The sequence below is a fragment of the Pseudomonas sp. PsB genome, from assembly GCF_043658375.1.
Lineage (GTDB): Bacteria > Pseudomonadota > Gammaproteobacteria > Pseudomonadales > Pseudomonadaceae > Aquipseudomonas > Aquipseudomonas putida_Z.
This window is the reverse complement of record NZ_JBIGLU010000016.1, coordinates 67,728-93,248: the sequence shown is the minus strand read 5'-3', so window position 1 is coordinate 93,248 and position 25,521 is coordinate 67,728. Positions and strand designations below refer to the sequence as shown.

Here is a 25,521-nt window from a genome sequence, read left to right as displayed (position 1 = left end):
AACCAAATGCTTCAGCTGGAAGTAGCTTGGGAATTATCCTACCCGCGCCGCAGCCGTTTCTCTGTTGTTGAACAGGAGCATCAGGGCTAATTTCCCCGGGTCGTCACAAATGGCGACCGGGTGTGAGAGCCCGTGCTGATCTGGTTGCAACCTCAACGGTAGCTGTGCGCGGGCAGGCTTGGTCCTGGCCGGGTTCCTAGGTCTCCGGTCTCTCACCCCGCGTACGGCTGCCACCCGATCCTGTGAGAGGGAATGGGGTGGTAGCTCCTGACCGACCTGGGGAAACGCAATGAATAAACTTGTGCCCGATCCACCTGTAAAACCTGGCTCCCGCCCGTTCTACACCATCAACAACGACTTGCCCTCACCCGAGGCACTGCGATACGTCTCGCAGTTGCTGCTTGGCATCGAGGACAGCCTCGACGAATACATCTGCGCCAACGCTGGCGAACCGGGCATCGGGTTGTTGGTCAATACTGTGCATAACGTGCAAATGACCCGGGCGCTCAACCAGTTGCTGTTGAACCGCGAATAAGGCCCGCGAAGAGGCCGGTACAGGCTTCACAGGATGTGTCGCAAAAACGCCATTTCGAGAACACGTTTGGCAAACATGTCGCTGGCAGCGACACATAGATGCTGCACTGAACGAGGCCGAGATCATGACCTATGACGACAAGTTGATCGAAGAAGCTGTACTTGCCCTGTTAGCCACCTTCAGCTTCAACGGAGGCAGTGCCTGGAAAGGTTTTGACTTCGAGGTAATGAACAATCTGCATGAGCAGGGCTTTATTACTCAACCGCGGGGCAAGGCGAAATCAGTTCGGTTGACACCTGAAGGCATGGAGCGAGGGAAGCAAATCGCAGATCAGCTGTTCGCTGAAAAGCCCGAACAGTAATGATACCGGGACTTCTTTGCGGCGCAGGCCTGAAGGGCAGCGTGCTACCTGTGGGAGCGGGCTTGCCCGCGAAGAGGCCGGCACAGGCGACACAAAACTCTGCGCCCGCGTGACTTTCCCCTCCCCCCGCAAAGTCCCACTTCCTGGTACCCCCACAATCACAACACCAGGCCGGACCACCCATGCACCCTCAACGCACCGCCTTGCACAACGAACTGCACGCCCGCCCGTCGCTGTATTTCGACGGCCCGGCGCATGTCTTCCACCTGGCCTTGCTCGGCGGCGATGCTGCCTGTGCGGCACTGCTGCAACGCTGCTGCCCGGATGCCCTGGACACCGCTGCCGCCCAAGGCATCACCCGCCTGGATGGTCATCCGTTCAAGTGGGAACGGCACACCGAGTTCTTCACCCTGACCCTGGTGGTGCCCTGCACTGCCGCCGACACCGAGTGGCAAACGCTGCCGCCGGTGCTGGCCGAGGCTATCGCCCCGCAAGCGGCGCAGGTGATCAACGCGGTGCAGGTGCTGGTCCGTGACGAACAGGAACTGGACCTGCCCCACTACGGTTTCAAGGACCCGTGCGGCTCCTGCGTCGGCGGTGGCGATGCGGTGGTGTGGAGCGATTTTCGCCTGACCGAAGACGGCACCAACCGCTTCCTGTTCATCAACCGTCGCCTCAATGCCTACCGCCAGGGCCGCATGATCCGCCGTCTGCTGGAGATCGAGACCTACCGCATGATGGCCTCGCTGACCTTGACCACGGCCAAGGACCTGAGCCAGGAACTGGATGCCTTCGACAAAACCCTGGTCAGCCTCTCGGAGCGCAGTGCCGGGGTCGATGGCCATGATTCCAAAGGGTTGCTGGAGGCCATTGCCCACCTGTCACGCCAGGTAGTCAGCCGCACGGTGAAAACCCGCCACCGCTTCGGTGCCACGCAAGCCTATGCGCAACTGGTGTTCGAGCGCCTGGGCGAGCTGCGGGAAAGCCATGTGGGCGACTGCCAGCGCCTGGGGGTGTTCATCGAACGCCGGTTCAAACCGACCGTGCGCTACTGCGCGGCCACCGAGCAGCGCCTGGAGCAGTTGGCGAAGAATGTGGCCAACCTGGGCGACCTGTTGCAGGCACGGGTACAAGTGGAGATGGAAGAACAGAACGCCGAGATCCTGCGCAGCCTCAATGCCCGGGCCGATGCCCAGGTGAAGATCCAGCGGGCGGTGGAGGGGCTGTCGATCATTGCCATCACCTACTACCTGCTGAACTTGTTCAAGCTGCTGTATGGCGGGCTGAATGTGCTGGGGTTGGGGCTGACGGCGCGGGATGGGCTGTTGGCCATGGCGCCGCCTGTGCTGTTGGTGTTGCTGGTGATTTTGCTGAGGATCAGGCAGGCCAAGCAGCATTGAGGATTGGGGGCGCCTTGCGCCCCTATCGCGACACAAGGCCGCTCCTACAGGGACTGCACATTTCCTGTAGGAGCGGCCTTGTGTCGCGATGGGCTGCAACGCAGCCCCCGATGCTCACACCGGCTCGTCAGCCGGCCGTGCATTCTCTTGCACCAACACCATGCTCTGCGGCGACGACAGGGCAATACCTTCATCACGCAGGCGCCCAAGAATGGTGAACAACAGGTCACTGCGCGTACCGGACACCTGCCGCGGCCCCGCCACGTAACCACTCACACCTATCACCATGCCGCTGCTGGTCAGGTCCTTGAAGGTGACCGAGGTGGCCGGCGCATCCAGAATCGCCTCGTGCTCCTGGTAAGCCGCCAGCAGCAGTTCACGCACGCGGTTGGCATCGGTCTCCAGCGGCATGGTCAGGGTAATGCCGACCACGCCAAGGGCATTGCCCATGGTCACGTTGCGCACGTTCTGCGAGATGAACTGCGAGTTGGGCACGATAACCGTCGAGCGGTCGGACATCTGGATCTCGGTGGCGCGCACGTTGATACGGCGAATGTCGCCCTCGACGCCCGCCAGGCTGACCCAGTCGCCCACCTTGACCGGGCGCTCGGTCAGCAGGATCAGGCCGGAAATGAAGTTCTGCACGATCTGCTGCAAGCCGAAACCGATACCCACCGACAGGGCACTGACCACCCAGGTCAGGCTGGTGAGGTTGATGCGCAGGGTCGACATCACCAGCATGGCCAGGAAGATGAAGCCCAGGTAACCCACCAGGGTCACCAGCGAGGCACGCATGCCGGCGTCCATGTCGGTTTCCGGCAGCAGACGATCGCTCAGCCAGCGCTTGACCACGCGGATGGCGAACAGGCCGCCGAGGAACATCACCACCGCCAACAGGATGTCCTGGGGGACAATGTTCATGTTGCCCAGCAGCTTTCCGCCGGTCTCGTCCCAATCACCCAGGCTCAGCAGCAGTTCGCTGGGGCTGGTGCCCGATGGCATCAATGCCAGCAACAACGCCAGGAACAGCACCACGGTGCGGCCGATGCCGGCCAGGATGGTACTGGCCTGCGCCTGGTGACGCGGCGCCAAGCCCAAGGTCGAGGCCAGCGCCAGGCCGCCGGGCTGGCGGGGCGACAGCAGGGTTTCGCAGAGGTCGCCAAAGAACGTGGTCAGCAGGTAGGCACAGGTGATCACCAGGCTGACCCACAGCAGCTTGGCGGTGAGGAAGTAGGCGAGTGTCAGGTAACCGGCGAGCAGGGCCAGCAGGATCAGCGTCAGCCAGATGACCATCACGAACGGGATCAGCCCGGCCAGGCCCGTGGGGCGCTCCAGGTCATGCTTGCGCAGGGTGCGGCGGTAACGCAGCAGCGCACCGGCGAAGGTGACCGCCACTACCAGCGCGGTCAGGCCGTTGACCGCCACGGTCAGCGCCAGGCTGGCACCGATCACGCTGTTGATGCGCTCCATGGTCATCATGACCATCAGCGCCAATGCCAGCACCTTGGGGAACCAGCCCAGGGCGCTGGCCACTTCGTCGTGAATCGGCGGCAGGCGCCAGGACGGGCGTTGCAGCATCAGCATGGCGCGGCCCAGGCCGGTGATGAAGGCGCTGAACACCACCAGGGCAAGTACATGGTTGGCCAGGCTGGCAATATCGGCGCCCAGCTCGGCGCTGCTCTCCAGCCCCCATCGCAGCAGCGAGACCGAACCGGCGATGGTACCCAGGGTTGCCAGGCTCACGCCCAGCGCCAATGAGCTGCGGCGCAGGCGGCCTTCGGGTAGCCAGCTGACCATGGCGTCGGCCAGAAGGCGCTCGAGCACGCGGCGCACCAAGGTCCAGACCAGGATTGCCGCCACCAGGCTGGTAATGAACAGCCAGCGATTTTCGGCGCTGAAGGCACTACCGATGGCATCGGCCGTCTCGCCACGCAGGTCACGCAGGCGTGCCACGTCGTCCTGGGTGGGGCGAATGATGCTCTGCCAGAACGCCGGGCTCAGCGGTGAGGCCGCGCGGCTGGTGATCTGCGAGTTGAACTGGCTGCGGCGCAGGTTGACGATTTGCGTGGACAGGTCGCGGGCCGACTGGGTCAGCTTGGTTGCCTGGTCCCGTTGGGCTACCAAGGCCTTCTTCTCGGCCTCCAGCTCCTTGCGCTGCTGGGTCAGGGTGGCGGCCTCGTCCGGCTGGAGCGGCCCGATGACCTTGAGCTTGTCGTCGACTTTCTCCACATCCGTGGTGCGCAGGGCACTTAACGCATCGGCCTGGCGCTGGACCTGCATGGCGCCCAGGCGCAGTTGCGACAGCAGATCGTCGTTGGCCTCGCTGGTGACACCCTGGCGGATCTGGTCCAGTCGATCGCTCAACTGCTCGATGCTGGCGTTTTCATCCAGCACGTTCGCTTCGGCAACCGCCAGATTGGACAAGGGCGTGGCCGGGGCCGACCAGGCCGGGCTGGCAATGGCCAGCATCAAGGCCATCAAAACCATCAGGCCTGGGCAAAAACGGGCAAGGCTGACACGCCTCATCGAATATTCCTCTTTACAATTCGATTTGGCGGGGGATTCTACGCGGCTTCAGGCAATCAGGAGAGTGCCGTTTCTCGTTTGAGCAGTTGCTGTTTGCGCTCGACGCCCCAGCGGTAGCCGCTGATGTCGCCGTCGCGGCGCACCACCCGATGACATGGGATGGCCACAGCGATGTGGTTGGCCGCGCAGGCCATGGCCACCGCACGCACCGCCTTGGGCGCGCCGATGCGCTCGGCGATGTCGGTGTAGCTGACCCGGCTGCCGGCCGGCACCTCGCGCAGGGCCTGCCACACCCGCTCCTGGAACGCAGTGCCTTGCACATCCAGGGGCAAGGCCAGGCCCAGCGCCGGGGCTTCGACGAAGCCCACCACCTCGGCGACCAACCGTTCGTAGGCACTGTCGCCACCGACCAGGTGGGCCTTGGGGAACTGGTCCTGCAGGTCGCGCAGCAGGGCCTCGGGGTCGTCGCCCAGCAGGATCGCGCAAATGCCCTTCTCGCTCTGGGCCACCAGGATCGCGCCCAGAGAGCACTGGCCGAGGGCGAAGTGGATGGTTGCCCCGGCGCCGCCGGCGCGGTATTGCCGCGGGCGCATGCCCAGGCGCTGGTCGGCGCTTTCGTAGAAACGGCTGTTGGAGTTGTAGCCGGCGTCATAGATGGCATCGGTGACAGAGCGCTGGCCATCTTCCAGGTGCGCGCGCAGGCGCCGGGCACGGAAAGCGGTTGCGTAGGCCTTGGGGGTGAGGCCGGTTTCGGCCTTGAACAGGCGGTGCAGGTGGAAAGGGCTGACGGCCAGTTGGGCGCTGAGTTGATCGAGGCTGGGCGCGGGGTCGCTGGCTTCGATCAGCCGGCAGGCGCGGGTGACCAGCTGGCTGTGGCGGGTGGCGCTGGCGCTGGTGGTGGCGGTGCAACGTTTACAGGCGCGGTAGCCGGCGGCTTCGGCGGCGGCTGGGGTGTCGTAGAACTCGACGTTGATTCGTTTGGCGAGGCGCGATTTGCAACCGGGGTGGCAGTAGATGCCGGTGGTGCGCACGGCGTAGACGAAGTGGCCGGTGGCGGCGGTTTCGCGGGATTCTACGGCTTGCCAGCGTTGGTCGGGGGTGGTGTAGAGGTTCATTGGTAAATGTCCAGATAGGTTGTTGCCTGTGCCGGCCTCTTCGCGGGTAAACCCGCTCCCACAGGCACTTCCACAGCTTTGTAAGTCGATGCAGTACCTGTGGGAGCGGGTTTACCCGCGAAGAGGCCGGCACAGGCGGTGCAAGACCTCAGGCCCGCCACAGGTACCAGGCCGCCACGGTACGGTATGGCCGCCAGCCGCCACCCAGCGAACGCATTTGCGCCGGTGTCGGCGCCTTGTCCAGCCCTTTCAGCCGCCGATACCCCTCGCGCACGCCAAAATCGTCGACCGGCAGAACGTCCGAACGCGCCAGGCTGTAGATCAGCAACATCTCCACCGTCCACCGCCCTACCCCGCGCAATGCCACCAGCCGTTCGATCAACGCCTCGTCAGCCATGGCCAGTGCCTCTTCCCGGCTCGGCACCAGGCCATCCAGGCGGCCCTGGGCAATACCCTGGATCGTCGCCATCTTGCTCGCGGAAAAACCACAGGCGCGCATGGTTTCTGGTGTAACCGCCAACAACTGCTCCGGCCCTGGGAACGCAGCCTCCGGGAACAGCGCCAGCAAGCGCCCAAGAATTGCCTCGGCAGCACGGGCATGCAGTTGCTGGTAGGCAATCGCCCGCACCAACACCTCGTAAGGCTCACGCCCCGGCGTGGCCTGGTGCAGGCAAGGCCCGGTCGCCGCGATATGCCGCGACCAGTCCGGGTCGAGCGCCGCCAGGTATTCGGTGGCCTCGCGGTACGCGTCAGGCGAAAGGTCGGCCCGGATCATGACACCTCCATCAAGTCGATTGCAGGTCCAGCTTAGCGCAGCCGTTCATCGGGCAAACGCCGGTTCTTGCGCGGCTAATTCCTGGCATGCCATTGCTCCGCGTCATCGTCCCCGCATAGAATTGAGAACTATTCACAATCGCATATATCCACAGGACCGGGCCTTCGCCAAGATGCGGATCAACGACACGCTCAAGCCGACCGAGGTCGCTCTGCTCTACCAGGCCCACCACCGTTGGCTCAGCGGCTGGCTGCGCAGCCGGGTCGGTTGCAGCGAGCATGCCGCCGACCTGGCCCAGGATACCTTCGTGCGGCTGTTGCGGGCCCGCCAGCTTTCGCCGCTGAAGGAGCCACGCGCCTACCTCAGCAGCATCGCCCGCGGCCTGATGATCGACCAGTTCCGCCGCCGCGCGCTGGAACGGGCCTACCAGGAAAGCCTGGCTCACCTCCCCGAAGCCGAAGTGCCCAGCGAAGAAGATCGACTGGTCATCCTGGATACCCTGGCGCGCCTCGACCTTGCCCTGCACCAGCTGAAACCGCGTGCCCGCCAGGCTTTCCTGCTGGCTCAGCTCGATGGTTTGAGCATCGTGCAGATCGCCTTGCGCCTGGGTGTGTCGCGGGCCACCGTCGAGCGGGACCTGGCCAAGGCCCTGGGCGTCTGCTACCGGTTGCGCTATGCCGACGCCTGACAGCGCGCCCGCGCAGGCGCAGGTCGACCAGGCCATCGACTGGCTGGTGAAGCTGCGCTTCGACTGCCCCTGCCCGCGTACCGAGCAGCAGTTCCAGCACTGGCTGGCCAGCCATCCGGACAACCCCTTGGCCTGGCAGCGGGTCAGCCACCTCAGTGACGAACTGGCCGGGCTGCCCAAGGGCCTGAGCCGCCGCACTCTGGATGGCAGCCAGCGCCAGCGCATCAGCCGCCGCGACCACCTCAAGCTGCTGGCCGTGCTGGCCGTGGGCGGCAGCCTGGGCTGGGCCGCGCGCGAACCGTTGGGCATACCCCAGCTGCTGGCCGACAGCAGCACTGCCACCGGCGAACGCCGCCAGTTGCAAGGCAGCGATGGCAGCCGCATCCAGCTCAATACCGCCAGCGCCATCGACCTGCGTTACAGCGCCGAGCAGCGCCGGCTGCAACTGGTGCGTGGCGAGGTGAGCCTGGACAGCAACCCCAACGATAACCGCCCGTTCCGCATCGACACCCACATTGGCCAACTGGCCACCCTCGACGGCCAACTGCTGCTGCGCGAGAACGACCAGGGCCTGTTGCTGGCGGTACGCCGGGGCGACGTCACGCTGTTCCCCACCTCGGCCTCGCCACGTCGGGTGCTGCCAGGCGAAACCTTGCAGGTGTGGGCCAGCGGCAGCTTCCAGGCGGTGACGCTGCACAGCGACCCCTGGGGCTGGACCGACGGCGTGCTCAGCGTGCAGCAGATGCCGCTGGGCGAGTTCATCGCCGAGCTGGCGCGTTACCGCCCGGGCCTGCTGCGCTGTGCCCCGGAAGTGGCAGACCTGAAGGTGTCCGGTACCTACCAGCTGGCCGACACCGGGCAGATCCTGCAGCTGCTCACCCGCAGCCTGCCGGTGCGGGTCGACTACCGCACGCGTTATTGGGTGAGCATCGGTGCGGCCTGAAAATTTCCGAAAATAAATGAGGTGGAATCTCATTCTCGTCCGGCCTGAAGGAACAAAACCCGAAAAGTGGTCTTCACAACCTTCAGGAGCGCTTCATGATTGCCCCGTGTTCCCCTCGCAACGACAGGCTGCGCCGTGCCGTGCGCGCGGCCGTGTTCGGCCTTGGCCTGGCAGCTGGCGGTGCCTTCCCGGCCATGGCCCAGGCTGCAGTGGCCAGCCAGAGCCAGCAGACCGACTGGAACATCCCGGCCGGCCCGCTGGCCCCGGCGCTGGACCAGTTGGCCCGCCAGGGCGGCCTGAGCCTGTCGTTCGACGCGAACAGCCTGCAAGGCAAGACCACCCGCGGCGTGCAGGGCCGGCATGACAGTGCAGGGGCGCTATCGATTCTGTTGCAGGGCAGCAACGTGCAGGTCCAGCAGGAAAGCGCAACCAGCTTCCTGCTGATCCCGGCGCTGGATGTGGGAAACGCCCTTGAGCTGGGCGCGACCAGCATTTCCAGCGACCGCCTGGGCGAAACCACCGAGCACACCGGCTCCTACACTACCGGCGAAGTGACCATCGGCAAGATGCCGCAAACCCTGCGCCATACCCCGCAATCGGTCAGCGTGATAACCCGCCAGCGCATCGATGACCAGAACATCACCAACCTGACCAACCTGCTGGAGCAGACACCCGGGCTGGTGGTCAACTACACCGACAGCGAGCGGGTGCAGTACTACTCGCGTGGCTTTGCCATCGATGCCATCCAGTATGACGGCGCCACCGTGGTGCAGAGCAGCGGTGGCGGTTCGTTCATCCAGACCGACTCGGCGTTCATCGACCGCGCCGAAGTGCTGCGCGGCGCCACCGGCATGCTGCGTGGCGCCGGCAACCCGTCGGGCACGGTGAACCTGGTGCGCAAGCGCCCGACCCATGACTTCCAGGCTACGGGCAGCGTGACCCTGGGCTCGTGGAATGCCCAGCGCTATGTGGCCGATATCTCCGGCCCGCTGACCGAAACCGGCAACGTACGCGGGCGGGTGATCGCCGTGCATGACGACCGCGACCTGTTCCAGGACTCGCGCATGGAGCGCAAGGAAGCGTTCGGCGGCTCGCTGGCCTTCGATCTGGACGACAGCACCACGCTGACCACCGGTGTCGAGTGGACCAAGCTCGACGCCACTGGCGCCTGGGGCAACCTGCCCGCCGACGCCAGCGGCGCCCCCCTGCCCTTCGGCCGCAGCACCTACCTGGGCGCCGACTGGAACCGCTGGGACCGCAGCAACCTGAACACCTTTGCCGAACTGGAACACCGCTTCGACAACGACTGGACGCTGAAGCTGATGGCCCTGCGTACCCACTTCGAGCTGGACGACCATGGCTTCAAGCAAACCTACATGGAGCGCGCACCGGCCAACCTGAACCCCACCGGCAACCCGTACCTGATGCAATACCAGGTTACCGAAGGCGACGGCGGCGAAAGCCTGCAGAACAACCTGAGCGCCACCCTCAACGGCCCGTTCGACCTGTTTGGCCGCACCCACGAGCTGATGGTCGGCGTCGAACGGATTCGCAACGACTCCTACGCGTCGGCCACCAACCGGGTAATTTCCGGGCTGTACGACATCCGCTACTGGGACCCGAAAACCAGCCTGCCCGAGCCGGACATCGACATCACCGCACACCCGGTGCGCACCCGTACCACCCAGCAAGCTGCGCACGCCACCTGGCGCATTTCGCTGGCCGAACCGCTGACCGCTATCATCGGCGCGCGGGCCAACTGGTATGACTACGAGCAGGAAAACAACACCGGAGCCAACGGCAAGTTCAGCGTCGATGAGAAGATCGTGCCGTACGCGGCGCTGATCTACGACCTGAATGACAACTTCAGCGTGTACGCCAGCTACACCGAGATATTCAGCCCGCAGACAGTGGTGGACAAGAACAACTCGGTGCTCGACCCGATCATCGGCGAAGCCTACGAAACGGGCATCAAGGGCGAGTTCTACGATGGCCGGTTGAACACCAGCCTGGCGTTTTTCCGTATCAACCAGGTGGGTACGCCGGTGGATGACATGTCCACGGAGATCGGCTGCAACGGCACCACCGGCCGTTGCAAGATCGCCTCGGGCAAGAGCCGCAGCGAGGGCATCGACCTGGAGATTTCCGGCGAAGTGCTGCCGGGCTGGCAGGTCACCGGTGGCTACACCTACAACACCACCGAGTACCTGAAGAACTCGGCAGCCACCAATGGCAACGCGATCCGCACCACCGACCCGGAGCACATGCTGCGGCTGTTCACCAGCTACCGCCTGCCGGGCACGCTGGATGCCTGGACCATTGGCGGCGGCGTGCAGGCGCAGAGCGACATCTATTCCGAAAGCGGCACGGCCAAGGCGACCCAGGCGGGGTATGCGGTGTACAACGGCATGCTCGGTTATCGCATCAACGACAACTACTCAGTGCAACTGAACGCCAACAACATCTTCGACAAAAAGTACTACCGGCAGATCGGTACCACGGCGACGGGGTACTACTGGGGGGAGCCGCGCAATGTGTCGGTGACCTTGCGCGGGAGTTTCTGAAAGGGCAACACGGTCGCCTTGTGGGAGCGGCCTTGTGTCGCGAAAGGGCCGCGAAGCGGCCCCAGGGTTTCAACTGCCCCGGACAGATTGCTGGGGCCGCTTTGCGGCCCTTTCGCGACACAAGGCCGCTCCCACAGGTATTGCGCAGCCCTGGAGGACGTCAGTCCGCCACCGCCCGCAACCGCCCCGCGCGCCGGTAAGACTGCCGGGCAAAACACACGAACAACCCGGCCATCAGCGCCAGCGCGATGGGCAGACCATGCGGCGCCACATCCATCGCCGCACCGCTGACCAGCGGCCCGACCAGGCTACCCACACCCCACAGCAAGCCCACGCTGGCATTGGCGGTAACCAGGTCCTGCCCCTTGAAGCGCTGCCCGATCAGCACCAGCGCCAGCGTATAGATGCCCCCTGCCACGGCGCCCAGCAGCACCAGCAGCGGCCACAGCAGCCAGGTCAGGTTCAGCAGCCAGGGCAGGCCGATACCGATCGCCATCGCCAGCAGCCCGCATACCAGGTGCAGCCCGGTGCGCTCCACCCGGTCGGCCAACCAGCCAAGCGGCAACTGGAACAACATGTCACCGGCAAACACCACGGTCACCATCAGCGCCGCCACGCCCACGGCAAAGCCATGGCTGGTGGCATACACCGGCAGCAGCGACAGCACCACGGCATCGAAGAACGAGAAGAACAGCACCGCCACGCACAACGCCGGCGCCACACGGAAGAAACCGGCCAGGCCGAAGCTCTTTTCACCCTCTTCATGTTCCACATGGTCGTTGGGCACGGTCAGCACGATGCACAGCAGCGCCAGGCCATAGCAGGCGGTGACCACACCGGTGATCCATGGGCTGTCGGCGCCCAGCACCGCCAGCATGGCCGGGCCGAGCACCTGGAAGCCGGTGAAGCTGGTGGCGTACAGGGCCATGATCTTGCCGCGGTTGTGCTCCGGGCACAGTTCGTTGACCCACGACTCGCCGAGGATGATGGCGATACCCATGCCCAGCCCCAGGCCCAGGCGCAACAACGCCAGCAGCCACAGCGAGCCGAACGCCGACTCGAGCAAGCCAATGCTGAGCGTGCACAGGCTGAAGCACAGCAGGTAGATGGTGCGCCGGGTGAGGTGGCGACAGCAGGCGTCGACCAGGAACGCCGAGAGCATCATGCCCGCAGCGGGGATGGCCGAGATGATGCCGATTTCCAGGGTGCTCGCACCGGCTTCATGCAGGCGCAACGACACCAGCGGCAGGCTGGCCCCCAAACTGAAACCCACGACCGAAACGGCGAACAACAGGCCCGCCAGCAAACGCATGTTCATGTACCACTCCTTGCAAACCGAAAAGACGTGCAGACACAGGCGCGCACGCCAGGGCGGCGAGCGACGCGAAAGCGCAGATCAGTTCAGGCGAGGTGTGGCGAGAAGGTGAAGGCAAACAGCACGCTGCGGCGACGCTTGAGCACCGTATCGCTCGGCCACGCGCGACGCAGGGCCTGGAAGGCAGGCTGGCGGGCGTTTGGCAGGGACTGGGTACGGCACATTGCTTTGACTACTACGCAGGTGGTTGGGAAAAGGCGGACTCTAGGCCACCGCAGGTTGGCTCGTCAATTGCCCAGGGGGCCTCTATGAGGCCCTTTCGCGACACAAGGCCGCTCCTACAACAGTACGCAGTCCCCTGTAGGAGCGGCCTTGTGTCGCGATGGGCTGCAAAGCAGCCCCGGCAACCTCAGCGCTTGCCGGTACTTGGCAAGAACACCGCCAGCAATCCGAACAACGGCAGGAACGAACACACCTCGTACACGTACTCGATGCCACGCAGGTCCGCCACATACCCCAGCAAGGCTGCACCGATGCCACCAAAGCCGAACATCAGCCCGAAGAAGATCCCGGCAATCATGCCCACGCTGCCCGGCACCAGCTCCTGCGCATACACCACGATCGCGGAAAACGCCGAAGCCAGGATAAAGCCGATCACCACGCTCAATACGGTGGTCCAGAACAGGTCGGCATACGGCAGTACCAGGGTGAACGGCGCCACGCCGAGGATCGAGAACCAGATCACCGCCTTGCGCCCGATGCGGTCACCGATCGGCCCGCCAAAGAAGGTACCTGCCGCCACCGCACCGAGGAACAGGAACAGGTGCAGCTGCGAGCTGGCCACCGACACATCGAACTTCTCGATCAGGTAGAAGGTGAAGTAGCTGGTAAAGCTGGCCATGTAGAAGTACTTGGAGAACACCAGCAGGCCCAGCACGATCAGCGCTGCGACCACCCGCCCGCGGGAAATGCCGTGGGTCGCCTGCACTGCCTTGCGCGCCTTGGCCTGGTTGAGGTGCTCCTTGTACCAGCCACGCAGCATCAGGGTGACGCCGAGGAAGAACAGCGCAGCCAGGCCGAACCAGGCCACGTGGCTCTGGCCGAACGGAATGACAATGGCCGCCGCCAGCAGTGGGCCCAGCGCAGATCCAGTGTTGCCGCCGACCTGGAAGGTCGACTGGGCCAGGCCGAAGCGCCCGCCCGAGGCCAGGCGCGCAATACGCGAGGTTTCCGGGTGGAAGGTCGACGAACCGATCCCCACCAGCGCCGAGGCCAGCAGAATCATGGGGAAGCTGCCGACGAAGGCCAGCATCACTATACCCACCAGGGTACACAGGGTGCCCAGCGGCAGCAGGTTCGGCGCCGGTCGGCGATCGGTGAAAAAGCCAACCCAAGGCTGCAGCAGCGAGGCGGTGATCTGGAACGTCAGGGTAATCATGCCGATCTGGGCGAAGCTCAGGTCGTAGTTGGCCTTGAGCATCGGGTAGATCGCCGGCAGCACCGACTGGATCAGGTCATTGATCAGGTGCGCCAGGGCGCAGAAACCGATGATGCGCATCACCAGCGGCGTGGCTTGGCTCGCCGCCGCACTGGTGGGCGCCGTGGAGGCGCTACTGATAGCCATGTGCCTGAATCTCCGTCAGCAGTTTGGGATCCGATTATCGGGAAACAAATAGATACATAGCTACCTTTTTTATCCCTCTGTCGCGACGTACTTGAAAATGGTTATCAATATAATTAGCATCCTTGCCACATACCTTGTCATCGTTGGGCGAAACGGCCCCTATCGCGAGCAGATCGAACCCATGAGCCAGATGCTCGCCAATCAGCAGCAGCCTGACCGCCCCCGCCCACGGCAGATCAACACGCGCCGCAGCCACCTGGGCAAATGGCTGGCGCTGCTATTCCTGCTGGGGCTGGGCGCTGCAGCCTACCTGGCCTGGCCGCTGATGCAGCGCCTGGGCAGCGAATTGCACACCGATGCAGGTGAACGCCGCAGTATCCGCCTGGCCGATGGCACCACCCTGCACCTGGGCAGCGCCAGCGCGATGAACGCCGACCTGCGCGGCCGCACGCGCCAGCTGCAGCTGGTGCAGGGCCGGGTATACCTGGAAGTGATGCTCGACGGCCGGGCCATGGAGGTGACAGTGGGCGATGCGCGCATCCAGGTGTTCGGTACCCGCCTGCAGGTCGCCCGCCATGCCGGGCATGACGAACTGGTGGTGTTCAGTGGCAAGGCCATGGTTATCCAGGGTGGCGAACAGCGCCTTGTATCGGCGGGCGAGCGGGTAACCTTCGATGGCGGGCGTATCGGCCCGTTACAGAAAGCCGACCTCAAGGGCACCGATGGCTGGCGCAACGGGCAGTAGAAAGCCGGCGACATGCCGTTGGGCAACGCAGAACCAGGGCCTGGCCGCTAAGTTTTTGAAAGCGTGCAAATTTTTTTTGAAATGAGTGTTGACAGGGGGGCCGTTCAAGAGAATAATGCGCGCCATCGGCTACATAGCTCAGTTGGTTAGAGCATAGCATTCATAATGCTGGGGTCCGGGGTTCAAGTCCCTGTGTAGCCACCAAACAAGACGAAGGGCTTACCGCAAGGTAAGCCCTTTTTCTTTGCCTGCGAAAAATACCACAGGCCTGCCCCCTCCCCCACAGGCCATGCAATCGCTACCTCAACGCATGCCGGTCACCGCCACAGCCAGGCCCAACCCGATCAGCGCCAGGCCGATTACCCGGTCCACCAGCCTTTGCCGCTCGATCATCGCCTTGCGCAATGCCGTGCTGGAGAAGAACACCGCCACCAGGCTGAACCACAGCCAGTGGGCAACGGACATGAAAGCGCCATAGGCAAAATCCAGCGCCAGCGAGCTGCCAGGCTGCACCACCTGGGTGAAGGCACTGATGACGAACAGCATGGTCTTGGGGTTGAGGGCGTTGGTCAGAAAGCCCGTGCGCAGGGCCTGCGTTACGCTGGCAGCCGATGCGGCAACCCCGTCGAGGCTGATGCGCCGGGTGTTGGTCAGCGACTGGTAACCCAGGTAGACCAGGTAACCCGCGCCCAGCACTTTCATGCCCAGGAACAGGGTCGGGCTCTGGCTGATGATCACCGCGATGCCCAGCACCGTGTACAGAACGTGCACCTGCACTCCCAGGGCAATGCCCACGGCGGCAGCCAGCCCGGCCTTGCGGCCCTGTGCATAACTGCTCCGGGTGACCATGGCGAAGTCGGCACCGGGGCTGATGACGGCAAGCAGGGTGAACAGGGCGACGGCGATGAGTTCGGTCATGCTGGTGGCTCTCGATAGGCGATGGAAATGCACAGACCAGGTAATTATCGAAAGCTTATAGCCCAGGAAAAATCGATTTATAGTGAAGCAAATCTGATAGTTTTCTTCACAGAGGTGTAGTGCCGGTGCCGGCCTCTTCGCGGGCTCGCCCGCTCCCACAGGTAACCCACAACTCTCAGTCGCTGTGAAACCCTGTGGGAGCGGGCAAGCCCGCGAAGAGGCCGGTACTGGCAACACAAATGCCATGAAACTGCCGCCACTCAATGCCTTCCGCTACTTCGACATCGCCGCCGAAACCGAGAGCTTCGTGCGCGCCGCCGAGCACCTGCACGTCACCCATGGCGCAGTCAGCCGCCAGGTGCGCCTGCTTGAAGAAAGCCTTGGTGTGGAGTTGTTCGAGCGCCGCAACCGGGCCATTTTCCTCACCCCTGCCGGCCGCGCCTTGCAGGGCACCACCCAAGCGATCTTCGAACAGCTCGAAGGCGCCGTGCAGCGCTTGCAACAACAGGCCCGCGACAACGTGCTGGTGCTGTCGTGCGAGCCGACCATCGCCATGCGCTGGCTGATCCCGCGCCTGCCCCGCTTCCATGCCGCCCATCCCGACCTGCAGTTGCACCTGGTGGCCGCAGGCGGGCCACTGGACTTCGCCCGCAGTGGTGTCGACCTGGCAATTCGCCGCGATGACTTCCACTGGGACAAGCAGCTGTACAACCAGAAGATCTGCGACGAATGGATCGGCCCGGTCTGCCACCCCACCGCCCCCATCCAACTTGAAGGCCAACGCCTGCTGCACAGCGCCACCCGCCCCGGCGCCTGGCCCAACTGGCTGCGCCTGAGCGGCCAGCAGGCCCGGCATACCGAGCGCAGCGACTACGAGCACTTCTACCTGTCGATTCAGGCCGCCAGCGCCGGCCTGGGCCTGGCCATGGCCTCAGCCCTCATGGTGCGCGACGAACTCGACAGCGGGCAGTTGCAGGCGCCGTTCGGCTTTGTGCGTGACGGCTCGGCCTACCACCTGCTCAGCCCTCAGCCGCTGGAAGACGACGGCAAGCGCCAGCGCTTCGCCACGTGGGTGATGGGCGAATGCAGGAGCTGCCTGGCTCATCTGGGCTTGATACAGAACGACGAACCTGCACGGCCGTCACCACCCCAGGTGCGGTAACCCGCGGTATCCACATGAATCCGCCCGGACGGATAGCGCCCCAGGCCCATGTTCCAGGCCTGGCCATACTGCTGCCAGAAACGGCACAGCGGGTTGGGGTCCGCCCAGTCGGGTAGCAGGATATCGACGGCGAAGGCCCGGGTATGGGCGCTGTTGGTAGCCCCGCCGGCGCAGACGTTCAGGCGTGGGTCTCGATAGGCCGAAACCACCTCGAACTGGCGCAGGATGCCCTGGTCGTCGAGCGCCTTGATCAGCGAGAGCGTAGAACGCACTGCCGGCCAGTTGCTGGCAGGCGGCACGGCGAAGGGGGACGCGTGGCACAGCTTCCAGTCCGAAGCCGAACGCAGCAGCTGATGGATAGGCACTATGCCGTAAAGGCGGGCATCCACCAGCATTTCACGGAAGGGACGAGTGTGATGGTCGCCAGCCCACTGGGCGAACATCCACAGGTCGCGTTCGTCGGCGTGGGCCACTCCGCCCAACGCCAAACCCAGCGTCAGCAACCAGCACCTTGTGCTGCCCATATCGGCTCCTTCGCCTAACGTGTTCAATGCTTATGTTTCAGGCCATTTCGTGTGCAACGCCGGGAAACACACTTCCTAGTTATTGATCCCCCAAGATCGGCCATTGTCAGCCATCATTGCCCTGTAACTGCTCGCCGGATCATGCACACCCGTTGACTGACTCAGCCACGGTGGCATAATTCCATTCACTACTCAGCCTCGTACGCGATGATTCAGTTCGTCGGCTGTTGGGGTGAGAAAACCGGCCTAGTGCCGGTTTTTTCGTTTTCAGGGAAATGAAACCCTTGCGTACTGCCTGTTTTGTTGATGGCTACAACGTGTTCTATGGCCTGGTGGCAGGCACAAGCTACAAGTGGCTGAACCTGCCTGCCTTACTGAAGCACATTCTCTGCGTCGAACAACCTGACAGCGAACTGACAGCCATCAGCTTTTTTACTTCCGGGGTTAAGCCATCGCTCGCCAGCCGCGGGAACCTTTCAAAAGAGGCGCAGGATAGCTACCTGCGCGCCTTGATCGCGCAAGGTGTCGACGTGCATTACGGCCGGCATCAACTCGAGCCGCGCAACGCGCCTCGCTTCGTCAACAAGGAAACGCCACCTTCCAGGCTCGACCAGGTGGCTATCTGGAAGCTGGAAGAAAAAGAAACGGATGTACACATCGCCATCAGCATGTATCGACTCGCAGCCCAAGAAAGTAGGCTCCCAGCGGATCAGCGAGTCCAACAACTGGTATTGGTTTCCGCTGACACCGACCTGACACCAGCATTGAGAGCCATCCGCGAAGACTTCCCCGATTTGCGATTGGGTGTGATCCTGCCGCATCGGAAAGGCATGAAGCGAACGCTGCCGGGCTCACTCAGAAATAACGCCCACTGGATGCGCCAGATGGTAACGGAGGACGAACTAGCCTCCCATCAGTTTCCCGATCGGGTTCCCACCCAGAAAAAACCGGCACTGAAGCCCGCGTACTGGTGATGATGAAAGCCGTTTCAAAACCCGGGTTGCCGCAAGGAGAGTTGCGACAAACTGCTACTCCAACGCCCGCAACCGATACTGCGGCGGTAGCTGGGCGAAGCCGCTGATGGTGGTGTCCAGGCTCTTCCACCGGCCATCCTTGATGCCATAGATGCAGCCATGCACAGACAGTTCCTGACCACGGTGCCAGGCGTTCTGCACGATGCTGGTATGGGCCACGTTGGCCACCTGCTGGATGACGTTCAGTTCGCACAGGCGGTCGACCCTCGCCTCTTCGTTGTCCAGCTTGGCCAGCTCGGCGCGCTTTTCGTAATACAGGTCGCGTATCGAGCGCAGCCAGCCGTCGATCAGGCCCAGCTGGCGGTCCTGCATGGCGGCGCGCACACCACCGCAACCGTAGTGGCCGGTGACCAGGATGTGCCGCACTTTCAGTACTTCCACCGCGTACTGGATCACCGACAGGCAGTTGAGGTCAGTGTGAAGCACCACGTTGGCAACGTTGCGGTGGACGAACAGATCGCCCGGCAGCATGCCGACGATTTCGTTGGCCGGCACGCGGGCGTCGGAGCAGCCAATCCAGAGGAATTCGGGAGTCTGCTGGCGGGCCAGCTTGGCGAAGAAGTCGGGGTCGCGCTGGTTGATCGCGTCGGCCCAGCGGGCGTTGTTGTCGATCAGTTCCTGCAGGTCGTGCATGGTCGTTGCCTCATCAGGGTTTGCCTGCGTGACAGCGCCAGCCCCTGCAAGGTCAGTCCTCGAGCAGGGTGCAGGCCATCACCAGGGCGTCTTCACGGCCACCGGCAACCGGGTAATAGTCGCGGCGGCGGCCGATTTCGTTGAAACCGTAGCGCTCGTACAAACGATAGGCCGACTGGTTGCTGGCGCGCACTTCCAGGAAGCACTCCCGGCCATTGAGCTGGTAGGCCCGGGCCATCAGGTGCTCGAGCAGGCGCAGGCCCAGGCCGCGGCCCTGGTTTTCCGGCTTGACGGTGATGTTGAGCAGGTGCGCCTCGTCGATGATCACGTTGATCACCCCATGGCCCACCTGCTGCTGGCCGTCGAACATCAGCCAGATTTCGTACGACTTGAGCGCATCCTGAAAGATCCCTCGAGTCCAGGGATGACTGAACGCGGCATATTCGATCTTAAGTACGGCATCCAGATCCGCCTCGGTCATCGGGCGGAAGCTGATCGAGTCACTCATTCAACGCTCTTCCAGCGCGCCATCAGCTGGCGCATGGCTTTCCAGACGTCCGCCTTGCGCTGCGGCTCGTCCATCAACAGTTCAAGGCCCGGCAACGCCCAGGCTTCGCCCAGGCCCTCGAGCTTCAGGGTTTGGTAATAGGCTTCGCCGTCGACATTGGCGGCAAAGCGCAGCGCCGGCAGGCCGACCAGCCACAGGCAGGTGCACGGGGCGTCTTCCAGGCGCGCCTGGACAAAGCCCTGGACGAAATCGCGCGCCGCCTCCGGGCCCTGGTCCATGTTGCCGCGCACCAGCAGCGGCCAGCGCACCGGCTCGCCGATGATCTGCGGGGCGTCGGGCAGGCCGGCGGCGCGCAGCATGTCCTTGAGCAGCAGGTAGGACGGGTCGCGGCTCTGGAACGGCTGGCCGGTGGCCAACTCCACCAGCAGCAGGCAGCTGCCGGCACGCAGCAACTGCAACGAGAAGCGCGGGGGTGGCACCGGGGCCGGGCGCGGTGGCGCGGCCTGCTCCTCGGCCTCGGCGGGCTTGGCGGCCGGCTTGGGCGCATTGCTCGGGCGCGGAATCTCGATTTTCGGTCGCTCGCCGGAGCGGGCCTGGGAGGTGACTGGCGCCTCGTTGGCAGCCGGTGCCGGCCTGACGTCGAAATCGAGGTCCTCGACCGGCGCCACCGGCAGCAGCAGCTCGGGCCGCGACGGTGCGGCGAACGGCAGTTCGGCGCGCGGCAGCCAGTGCACCACTTGCATGGCGGAAAGGTAGGCGCGGCGACGGGGTTCGGTGAGCAAGGGGCGGGGTTCCGAGGGGTGGAGACAAAGGGCCATTCTAACGTGTACGCCTTGGTTTTTGCAGCGCCTATCAGACCGAGCGCCGCCCGCGCGGCGCTTCGCAGCACAAGGCTGCTCCTACATTTGTTTCTGGCCAGTCACGCCTGTCCCCGCGCACGCGGCCGCCTTGTTTGCCCTGCACGATATCGAGGTGAACACCAAAGGGCCGCGCGCCGCTCCTTCAGAAATAATTGGCCCGAAACAGATGTAGGAGCAGCCTTGTGCTGCGAAGCGCCGCGCGGGCGGCGCTCGATCTAAATGCCACTACAAAAACCGAACCATACCCATATACACACAAGGCTATTTCTCATTACAGACCAAGGGGTGAAAACCTCCCCCCCGTATGCAGTACAATCGCTCCCTTTTTCTTGGCAACGAGTCGAAGCCAATGATCGAACCCAAGCGCGTCCTGCGCGCCCTAGCCGAACACTGGGCCCTGATCGAGCCGCTGTGCGAGCGTTTCGACCAGGGCACCCTGAGCCTGGTCGAATTGCGTCAGCATGTGGCCCGCCAGCAGGTCGAGAGCACCCCGCAGGACATCACCCAGCTGCTCGACGTGTGGATCCGCCTGGATATCCTGGTCCCGGTGGCCAAGAGCCCGAACCGTTTCGAGCTCAACGCGCAGATCCACGATTTCCTCGCCTACCTGCGCCGCGAACACCGGCTGGGCCTGTGCCTGGAGATCGAAGCCTACCTGCGCCACCTGGAGCGCCTGGCCGGGCATATCCAGGACGCCTTCGACAACCGCGACAGCGACGACCTGGCGCGCCAGCTGCGCCTGCTCGACATGCGCGTGCGCGATGTACTGAAGAAGCTCGACAACGACGAGCAGGCACTGGTGGCCGTGGCCGAGCGGGCCAAGACCAGCAACCGCCAGATCCCCCTGCGCCAGCGCTATGCCGAAGTACTGGCGACCTGGGACGAGTATGTCGAGCCGATGATCCAGCTGGTCAACGCCGACGGTGCCTTCGAACAGGGCGTGCGCAAGGTCGAGACCGTGCTGCTGAAGCTGCTGGGCGAACAGGCGCGCCTGGGCCACCTGGTCGACGACGACATGCTGCTGCGCACCCACGCGCGCATCCTGGAAATGCAGACCAGCGCCCAGCTGACCCTGCGCCACGCCCGCGAACTGCTGCTGCCGCTGCGTGAGGAAGCCCGCCGGCACAACGCCGTGACCCGTGGCGCCGCACTGGCCCTGTCGGTGATCCGGCGCAAGGGCATCGACGCCGTACCGCAAGCGGCCATGCCGATGTTCACCCGCCCGCAAAGCACTTTCCTCGGCAGCGCCAGCCAGGTCGAGGCCTATGTCTACGCCCTGGCCCGCTTCGAGCCCAAGCCGGCGCGCTTCCCCAAGGCCCACAAGATCCAGTCCGGCGCCCTGCCCCGTGCACCGCGCACGGTCAAGGAAATGGCCGAACGCTGCGAACAGGCCCTGCCGCTGCCCGACCTGATGGTCTGGCTGCTGGAGCAAGAACCCGAAGGCGCCACCGACGAGCTGCTGTACTGGTTCTCGCGCCTGTCGCGAGAAAAGCGCTTCAAGCGCGAACGCCTCGACCGCCGCGAGTACATCACCCAGGAACACCTGGTCAGCCTGCGCTCGTTCGCCCTGACCTCCAGCCGCGAAGACGCCGCCAGCGCGCCTACCGAATCCAACGCGAGCCCAGCCCATGCATCTTGATCTTTCCGAACTGTCCCAGCTCGCGCCGATCTTCCGCGAGCTGTTCAAAGGCTTCCACGTCAGCCGCCGCGACCCCGAGCTGTACGCCCAGCTGTCGAACTTCCAGGACCAGTACCGCACCCTGTTCAAGGCCCTGGGCTTCGAACTGGTGTGCGACACCCGTGGCTTCTACTACTTCGTGCCGGACATGACCGCCGCGCAGGTCAACAAGACCGCGCAACGCCTGTCGCTGTTCACCTTCATCCTGGTCGAACACCTGGCCGACCAGGGCCGCGACCCGATGGCCGTGCTCGATGGCGGCAGCATCGGCCGTGACGAACTGCCCTCGCTGCTGGACAAGTACCGCGACCTGTTCCTGCAGGCCGAAGTGCAGACCGTGGACGAGCTGGAAGAAAAAATCCTGCGCCGCATGACCCAGCTCGGCTTCGCCTTCGAGGAAGGCGGCATCTACCGCTTCCTGCCACCGATGCATCGCTTCCTCGACGTGTGCCTGGCCGTGCAGCAGGACCGCGACCTGGCGGCCACGCTGCACAGCGACCTACCGCTGCCGACCCCGGTACTGGTCGAGGAAGAAAGCCCCGAAGAACTCAACCGCACCGACGACCCGCTCGACCTCAGCCCCTTCGAGGGCGAGGAAAGCGAAGAGGAAGCCCTGGCCCGGGCGATCCGCGAAGAGCAACAGGAGATTGACGCATGAGCCAGGAACGCTACGGCATCCGCCGCTTCGCACTGCTCAACACCGCCGGCTACAGCCTTGGCCTGTTCCCGCTGGAGCACCCACTGTCGGTATACGGTGCCAACAACCTGGGTAAATCGGCGTCGATCAACGCCCTGCAGTTCCCGATCCTGGCGCGCATGTCGGACATGAGCTTCGGCAAGTACAGCCTCGAGCAGTCGCGCCGCTTCTACTTCGCCAGCGACACCTCGTACATTCTCTGCGAACTGAGCCTGCCCCACGGCCCGCACGTCATCGGCGTTGTCGGCCGCGGCCCGGGCGGCGGTTTCGGCCACCAGTTCTTTGCCTACAAGGGCGAACTGGACCTGGCCCACTACCAGAAGAACGACACCTGCCTGCGCCAGAAAGAGCTGTTCACCAACCTCGAGCGCCTGGGGATCAAGGCCTACGAGCTGAAGCCGGACGAACTGCGTCGTCTGCTGGTCGGTGGCCACACCTCGGTGCCGCTGGACCTGACCATGATCCCGCTGCGCTCGACCAGCGAGCAAAGCCTGAAAACCTTCCGCGCGCTGTTCATCAACCTGCTGCACATGCGCGAAATCACCGCCGCCAAGCTCAAGCAACTGTTCCTCGACGCCTTCGAGCACAGCCTGCGCTCTGGTAGCGTCGACTATATCGCCGCGTGCGAGGAAGCCTTCCGCGACGTGCGCCGCATGGAACAGGACTACAACGCCCTGGTCGCCGCCGGCCCGCTGGTCGAGGCCCTGGCCGGTGGCGTGGCCCAGCGCGACATCCTGCGCGGCAAGCTGCACCGCATTTCGCCAGTGCTCGACACCCTGCTGGGCACCTGGCAGGAATACGCCATGGCGCGCAAGGAAGAGCTGGTGATCCAGGCCGAGCACTACCGTGGCGAGCAGGACCGCCTGCAGAACGACCAGCGCGGCGGTACTCAGGAGCTGATGCGCCTGGAGCGTGAAATCACCGGTATCCAGCGCTGGCTGGGCGAGCTGTCGGTGCTCAAGCACCGCTTCGCCCTGGTCGATGACGTCAAGGTGCTGGAGCAGCAACTGCTGGCGGCCAAGGACGCCCACGACGAACTGGCCGGCGCCCTGGCCCAGTCGCGGCAGTTCAGCGCCGAAGACCTGGACGAACGCGTCCGCGACCTGGAAAAGCGCCTGAAGCAGGTCAAGCAGCAGCTCGACCACGCCGACAACAACAGCTACGCCCGCCTGCGCGAAGAGTTCTCGCAGCAGGACGTCGACCGCCTGATGCGCCTGTTCAATGGCGCGCTGTTCAGCCTGCCGCTGGGTGACCGCGGTATCGAACTGGACGACAGCGACCTGTGGGTAAAATCGCTGGAAGCGGTACTCGACGGCTTCAAGGGCGAACGCTTCGAAGCCCCGGGCCTGTCCATCGACCTGTCGCACATCGACCCACCGGCGCTGCAGGCCCTGGCCGACCGTGCTGCCCTGCGTGACCAGAAAGAGCGCCTGGAAAAAGAGCTGAAGCAGCTCAAGACCCAGCAGGCCGTGGCCGCCGACCGCTCCGCCTCCAAGGCGCAGACCGAGGCCCTGTACCAGGAAGTACTGGACGCGCAGAAAGCGCTGGAAGACTTCCGCCGCAGCGAAACCCTGGCCGCCGAAGAGCCCGAGAAGCTGGAGCAGCTGTCGCAGCTCGAAGCCGCCCAGGACGAACTCAAGCGCTCCAGCGACGCCTTCACCGAACGCGTCCAGCAGCTGTCGGCCAAGCTGCAACTGGTCGGCCGGCAGATCGGCGACCTCGAGGCCAAGCAGCGCACCCTGGAAGACGCCCTGCGCCGTCGCCAGCTGCTGCCGGCCGACCTGCCCTACGGCACGCCGTACATGGAAGCCATCGACGACTCGATGGACAACCTGCTGCCACTGCTCAACGACTACCAGGACAGCTGGCAGAGCCTGCAGCGGGTGGACAACCAGATCGAGGCGCTGTACGCCCAGGTGCGCCTGAAAGGCGTGGCCAAGTTCGACAGCGAAGACGACATGGAACGCCGCCTGCAACTGCTGGTGAATGCCTATGCGCACCGCACCGACGAAGCCCTGACCTTGGCCAAGGCCCGCCGCGCCGCGGTCACCGACATCGCCCGGACCCTGCGCAACATCCGCAGCGACTACGACAGCCTCGAGCACCAGCTGGCCCTGTTCAACCGCGAGATCAACAAGCGCCAGGTATCCAACCTGGAGAGCTTCCGCGTGGTGCTGGCGCCGAACAAGGAAGCGCTCAAGCACATTGACCAGATCATCCACAGCGCCGGTCAGTACGAAGAAGGCGAAACCCTGTCGGTGTTCGACCTGACCCAGAGCGCCGAGCAGGACAACAAGAACGAAGAGGCCAAGGAATACCTGGCACGGTTGGTGGCAGCCAACCACAACCAGCTGGGCCTGAAGGACCTGTTCGAGCTGGCGTTCGAGATCACCAAGGTCAACGGCCAGCCGGTGATCCATGCCGACATCGACGGCGCGGCATCCAACGGCACCACCATGACCATCAAGGCGCTGACCAACATGTACCTGTTGCTGCACCTGATGGACCGCGACCTGGCCGGGCGCATCCGCCTGCCGTACTACCTGGACGAAGCGGCGGACATCGACGAACGCAACCAGGCTGCGCTGCTGGAAACCAGCCTGCAGCTGGGCTTCGTGCCGATCCTGGCGAGCGTGAAGCCGCAGGTGTCTGCACGCGTGGCGATCGACCTGGAAGGTGGTAGCGGGCCGAATGGCATCTACATCGACGAGGCGGACTGGAAGTTCATCAGCCGTCGCGATGAGGTGAAGGCGGTTGTGCGTGAGGATCATCAGGCCGAGGAATTGGCCTGAGGTAATTGGGGCCGCTTTGCGGCCCTTTCGCGACACAAGGCCGCTCCTACAGGGATTCGCGTCCCCCTGTAGGAGCGGCCTTGTGTCGCGATGGAGGCCAAAGGCCTCCCAGGATCTACCAAGC

General features: G+C 64.2%; 22 protein-coding genes, 1 tRNA gene and 1 pseudogene. 13 read left to right on the top strand and 11 right to left on the bottom strand.

The window, feature by feature from the left end:
• Positions 1-289 precede the first annotated feature (289 nt).
• From ACGLHT_RS19135 to ACGLHT_RS19125, 3 genes are all read left to right on the top strand, one after another.
• Complete coding sequence (locus tag ACGLHT_RS19135) at positions 290-535, top strand: hypothetical protein (RefSeq protein WP_143493469.1); 246 nt, start codon at positions 290-292, stop codon at positions 533-535.
• 124 nt (positions 536-659) lie between these two features.
• Complete coding sequence (locus tag ACGLHT_RS19130; protein WP_075043732.1) at positions 660-896, top strand: DUF6429 family protein; 237 nt, start codon at positions 660-662, stop codon at positions 894-896.
• Positions 897-1,078: 182 nt separating this feature from the next.
• Positions 1,079-2,296: a DUF3422 domain-containing protein gene (locus tag ACGLHT_RS19125; protein WP_137162964.1), complete on the top strand. Its 1,218-nt coding sequence runs from the start codon at positions 1,079-1,081 to the stop codon at positions 2,294-2,296.
• 114 nt (positions 2,297-2,410) lie between these two features.
• Here ACGLHT_RS19125 and ACGLHT_RS19120 read toward each other — a convergent pair whose 3' ends face one another.
• The 3 genes from ACGLHT_RS19120 to ACGLHT_RS19110 form a co-directional block, all read right to left on the bottom strand.
• A complete protein-coding gene (locus ACGLHT_RS19120; protein WP_274119761.1) occupies positions 2,411-4,822 on the bottom strand; it encodes a DUF3772 domain-containing protein in 2,412 nt (803 codons plus the stop codon).
• Positions 4,823-4,878: 56 nt separating this feature from the next.
• Positions 4,879-5,937 carry a bifunctional DNA-binding transcriptional regulator/O6-methylguanine-DNA methyltransferase Ada gene (gene ada / locus ACGLHT_RS19115; protein WP_274119762.1) on the bottom strand — a complete coding sequence of 353 codons (1,059 nt, stop codon included), beginning with the start codon at positions 5,935-5,937 and terminating at the stop codon, positions 4,879-4,881.
• Positions 5,938-6,085: 148 nt separating this feature from the next.
• Positions 6,086-6,712 (bottom strand): DNA-3-methyladenine glycosylase, encoded by a 627-nt coding sequence (locus ACGLHT_RS19110; RefSeq protein WP_085592599.1) that lies wholly within the window; start codon positions 6,710-6,712, stop codon positions 6,086-6,088.
• A gap of 172 nt (positions 6,713-6,884) precedes the next feature.
• On the opposite strand from ACGLHT_RS19110, the gene ACGLHT_RS19105 reads away from it, so the two are divergent.
• The 3 genes from ACGLHT_RS19105 (at position 6,885) to ACGLHT_RS19095 (ending at position 10,907) form a co-directional block, all read left to right on the top strand.
• The gene (locus ACGLHT_RS19105; RefSeq protein ID WP_137162961.1) at positions 6,885-7,400 is read left to right on the top strand and encodes a sigma-70 family RNA polymerase sigma factor; all 516 of its coding nucleotides are present in this window, start codon (positions 6,885-6,887) and stop codon (positions 7,398-7,400) included.
• The gene (locus ACGLHT_RS19100) at positions 7,387-8,343 is read left to right on the top strand and encodes a FecR domain-containing protein (RefSeq protein ID WP_137162960.1); all 957 of its coding nucleotides are present in this window, start codon (positions 7,387-7,389) and stop codon (positions 8,341-8,343) included. Before ACGLHT_RS19105 ends, ACGLHT_RS19100 begins: the two co-directional genes overlap by 14 nt.
• A gap of 95 nt (positions 8,344-8,438) precedes the next feature.
• Positions 8,439-10,907, top strand: a complete 2,469-nt coding sequence (locus ACGLHT_RS19095; RefSeq protein WP_274119763.1) for a TonB-dependent receptor — start codon at positions 8,439-8,441, stop codon at positions 10,905-10,907.
• A 160-nt stretch (positions 10,908-11,067) separates the two neighbouring features.
• On the opposite strand, the gene ACGLHT_RS19090 is transcribed toward ACGLHT_RS19095, so the two are convergent.
• From ACGLHT_RS19090 to ACGLHT_RS19080, 3 genes are all read right to left on the bottom strand, one after another.
• The gene (locus ACGLHT_RS19090; RefSeq protein ID WP_025337647.1) at positions 11,068-12,225 is read right to left on the bottom strand and encodes an MFS transporter; all 1,158 of its coding nucleotides are present in this window, start codon (positions 12,223-12,225) and stop codon (positions 11,068-11,070) included.
• Positions 12,226-12,308: 83 nt separating this feature from the next.
• Complete coding sequence (locus ACGLHT_RS19085) at positions 12,309-12,446, bottom strand: hypothetical protein (RefSeq protein ID WP_166674214.1); 138 nt, start codon at positions 12,444-12,446, stop codon at positions 12,309-12,311.
• Positions 12,447-12,631: 185 nt separating this feature from the next.
• Complete coding sequence (locus ACGLHT_RS19080; RefSeq protein WP_023661338.1) at positions 12,632-13,846, bottom strand: MFS transporter; 1,215 nt, start codon at positions 13,844-13,846, stop codon at positions 12,632-12,634.
• A 181-nt stretch (positions 13,847-14,027) separates the two neighbouring features.
• On the opposite strand from ACGLHT_RS19080, the pseudogene ACGLHT_RS19075 reads away from it, so the two are divergent.
• Both ACGLHT_RS19075 and ACGLHT_RS19070 read left to right on the top strand, forming a co-directional pair.
• Positions 14,028-14,588: pseudogene (locus tag ACGLHT_RS19075) on the top strand (FecR family protein); the annotation flags it as partial.
• 130 nt (positions 14,589-14,718) lie between these two features.
• Positions 14,719-14,795: transfer RNA gene (locus ACGLHT_RS19070), tRNA-Met, on the top strand.
• A 99-nt stretch (positions 14,796-14,894) separates the two neighbouring features.
• Here the strand turns inward: ACGLHT_RS19070 and ACGLHT_RS19065 are convergent.
• Positions 14,895-15,509 (bottom strand): LysE family translocator, encoded by a 615-nt coding sequence (locus ACGLHT_RS19065; RefSeq protein ID WP_025337645.1) that lies wholly within the window; start codon positions 15,507-15,509, stop codon positions 14,895-14,897.
• A 244-nt stretch (positions 15,510-15,753) separates the two neighbouring features.
• Here ACGLHT_RS19065 and ACGLHT_RS19060 point away from each other — a divergent pair, with 244 nt between their 5' ends.
• Positions 15,754-16,671, top strand: coding sequence for a LysR substrate-binding domain-containing protein (locus ACGLHT_RS19060; protein ID WP_085617302.1), 918 nt, complete (start codon positions 15,754-15,756; stop codon positions 16,669-16,671).
• On the opposite strand, the gene ACGLHT_RS19055 is transcribed toward ACGLHT_RS19060, so the two are convergent.
• The gene (locus ACGLHT_RS19055) at positions 16,611-17,195 is read right to left on the bottom strand and encodes a D-Ala-D-Ala carboxypeptidase family metallohydrolase (RefSeq protein WP_170978810.1); all 585 of its coding nucleotides are present in this window, start codon (positions 17,193-17,195) and stop codon (positions 16,611-16,613) included. The genes ACGLHT_RS19060 and ACGLHT_RS19055 overlap by 61 nt on opposite strands.
• Positions 17,196-17,479: 284 nt before the next feature.
• On the opposite strand from ACGLHT_RS19055, the gene ACGLHT_RS19050 reads away from it, so the two are divergent.
• On the top strand, positions 17,480-18,169 hold the full coding sequence (locus tag ACGLHT_RS19050) for an NYN domain-containing protein (RefSeq protein WP_137164761.1): 690 nt from the start codon (positions 17,480-17,482) through the stop codon (positions 18,167-18,169).
• A 54-nt stretch (positions 18,170-18,223) separates the two neighbouring features.
• Here the strand turns inward: ACGLHT_RS19050 and can are convergent, their stop codons facing one another.
• Genes can through ACGLHT_RS19035 form a run of 3 tightly spaced genes read right to left on the bottom strand, consistent with a single transcriptional unit; the run spans position 18,224 to position 20,152 of the window.
• Entirely contained in the window at positions 18,224-18,862 is a 639-nt protein-coding gene (can, locus tag ACGLHT_RS19045) for a carbonate dehydratase (protein WP_025337641.1), read from the bottom strand.
• A 52-nt stretch (positions 18,863-18,914) separates the two neighbouring features.
• Positions 18,915-19,370, bottom strand: coding sequence for a ribosomal protein S18-alanine N-acetyltransferase (gene rimI / locus ACGLHT_RS19040; RefSeq protein ID WP_063911193.1), 456 nt, complete (start codon positions 19,368-19,370; stop codon positions 18,915-18,917).
• A complete protein-coding gene (locus ACGLHT_RS19035) occupies positions 19,367-20,152 on the bottom strand; it encodes an energy transducer TonB (RefSeq protein ID WP_274119764.1) in 786 nt (261 codons plus the stop codon). The genes rimI and ACGLHT_RS19035 overlap by 4 nt, the downstream gene beginning before the upstream one ends.
• A gap of 427 nt (positions 20,153-20,579) precedes the next feature.
• On the opposite strand from ACGLHT_RS19035, the gene mksB reads away from it, so the two are divergent.
• From mksB to mksF, 3 genes are read left to right on the top strand one after another with little or no spacing between them, the layout of a single operon-like run.
• Positions 20,580-21,869 (top strand): Mks condensin complex protein MksB, encoded by a 1,290-nt coding sequence (gene mksB / locus ACGLHT_RS19030; protein ID WP_274079177.1) that lies wholly within the window; start codon positions 20,580-20,582, stop codon positions 21,867-21,869.
• Positions 21,859-22,566, top strand: coding sequence for an Mks condensin complex protein MksE (gene mksE / locus ACGLHT_RS19025; RefSeq protein ID WP_013970824.1), 708 nt, complete (start codon positions 21,859-21,861; stop codon positions 22,564-22,566). Before mksB ends, mksE begins: the two co-directional genes overlap by 11 nt.
• Entirely contained in the window at positions 22,563-25,397 is a 2,835-nt protein-coding gene (mksF, locus tag ACGLHT_RS19020) for an Mks condensin complex protein MksF (protein ID WP_015268901.1), read from the top strand. Before mksE ends, mksF begins: the two co-directional genes overlap by 4 nt.
• Positions 25,398-25,521 lie beyond the last annotated feature (124 nt).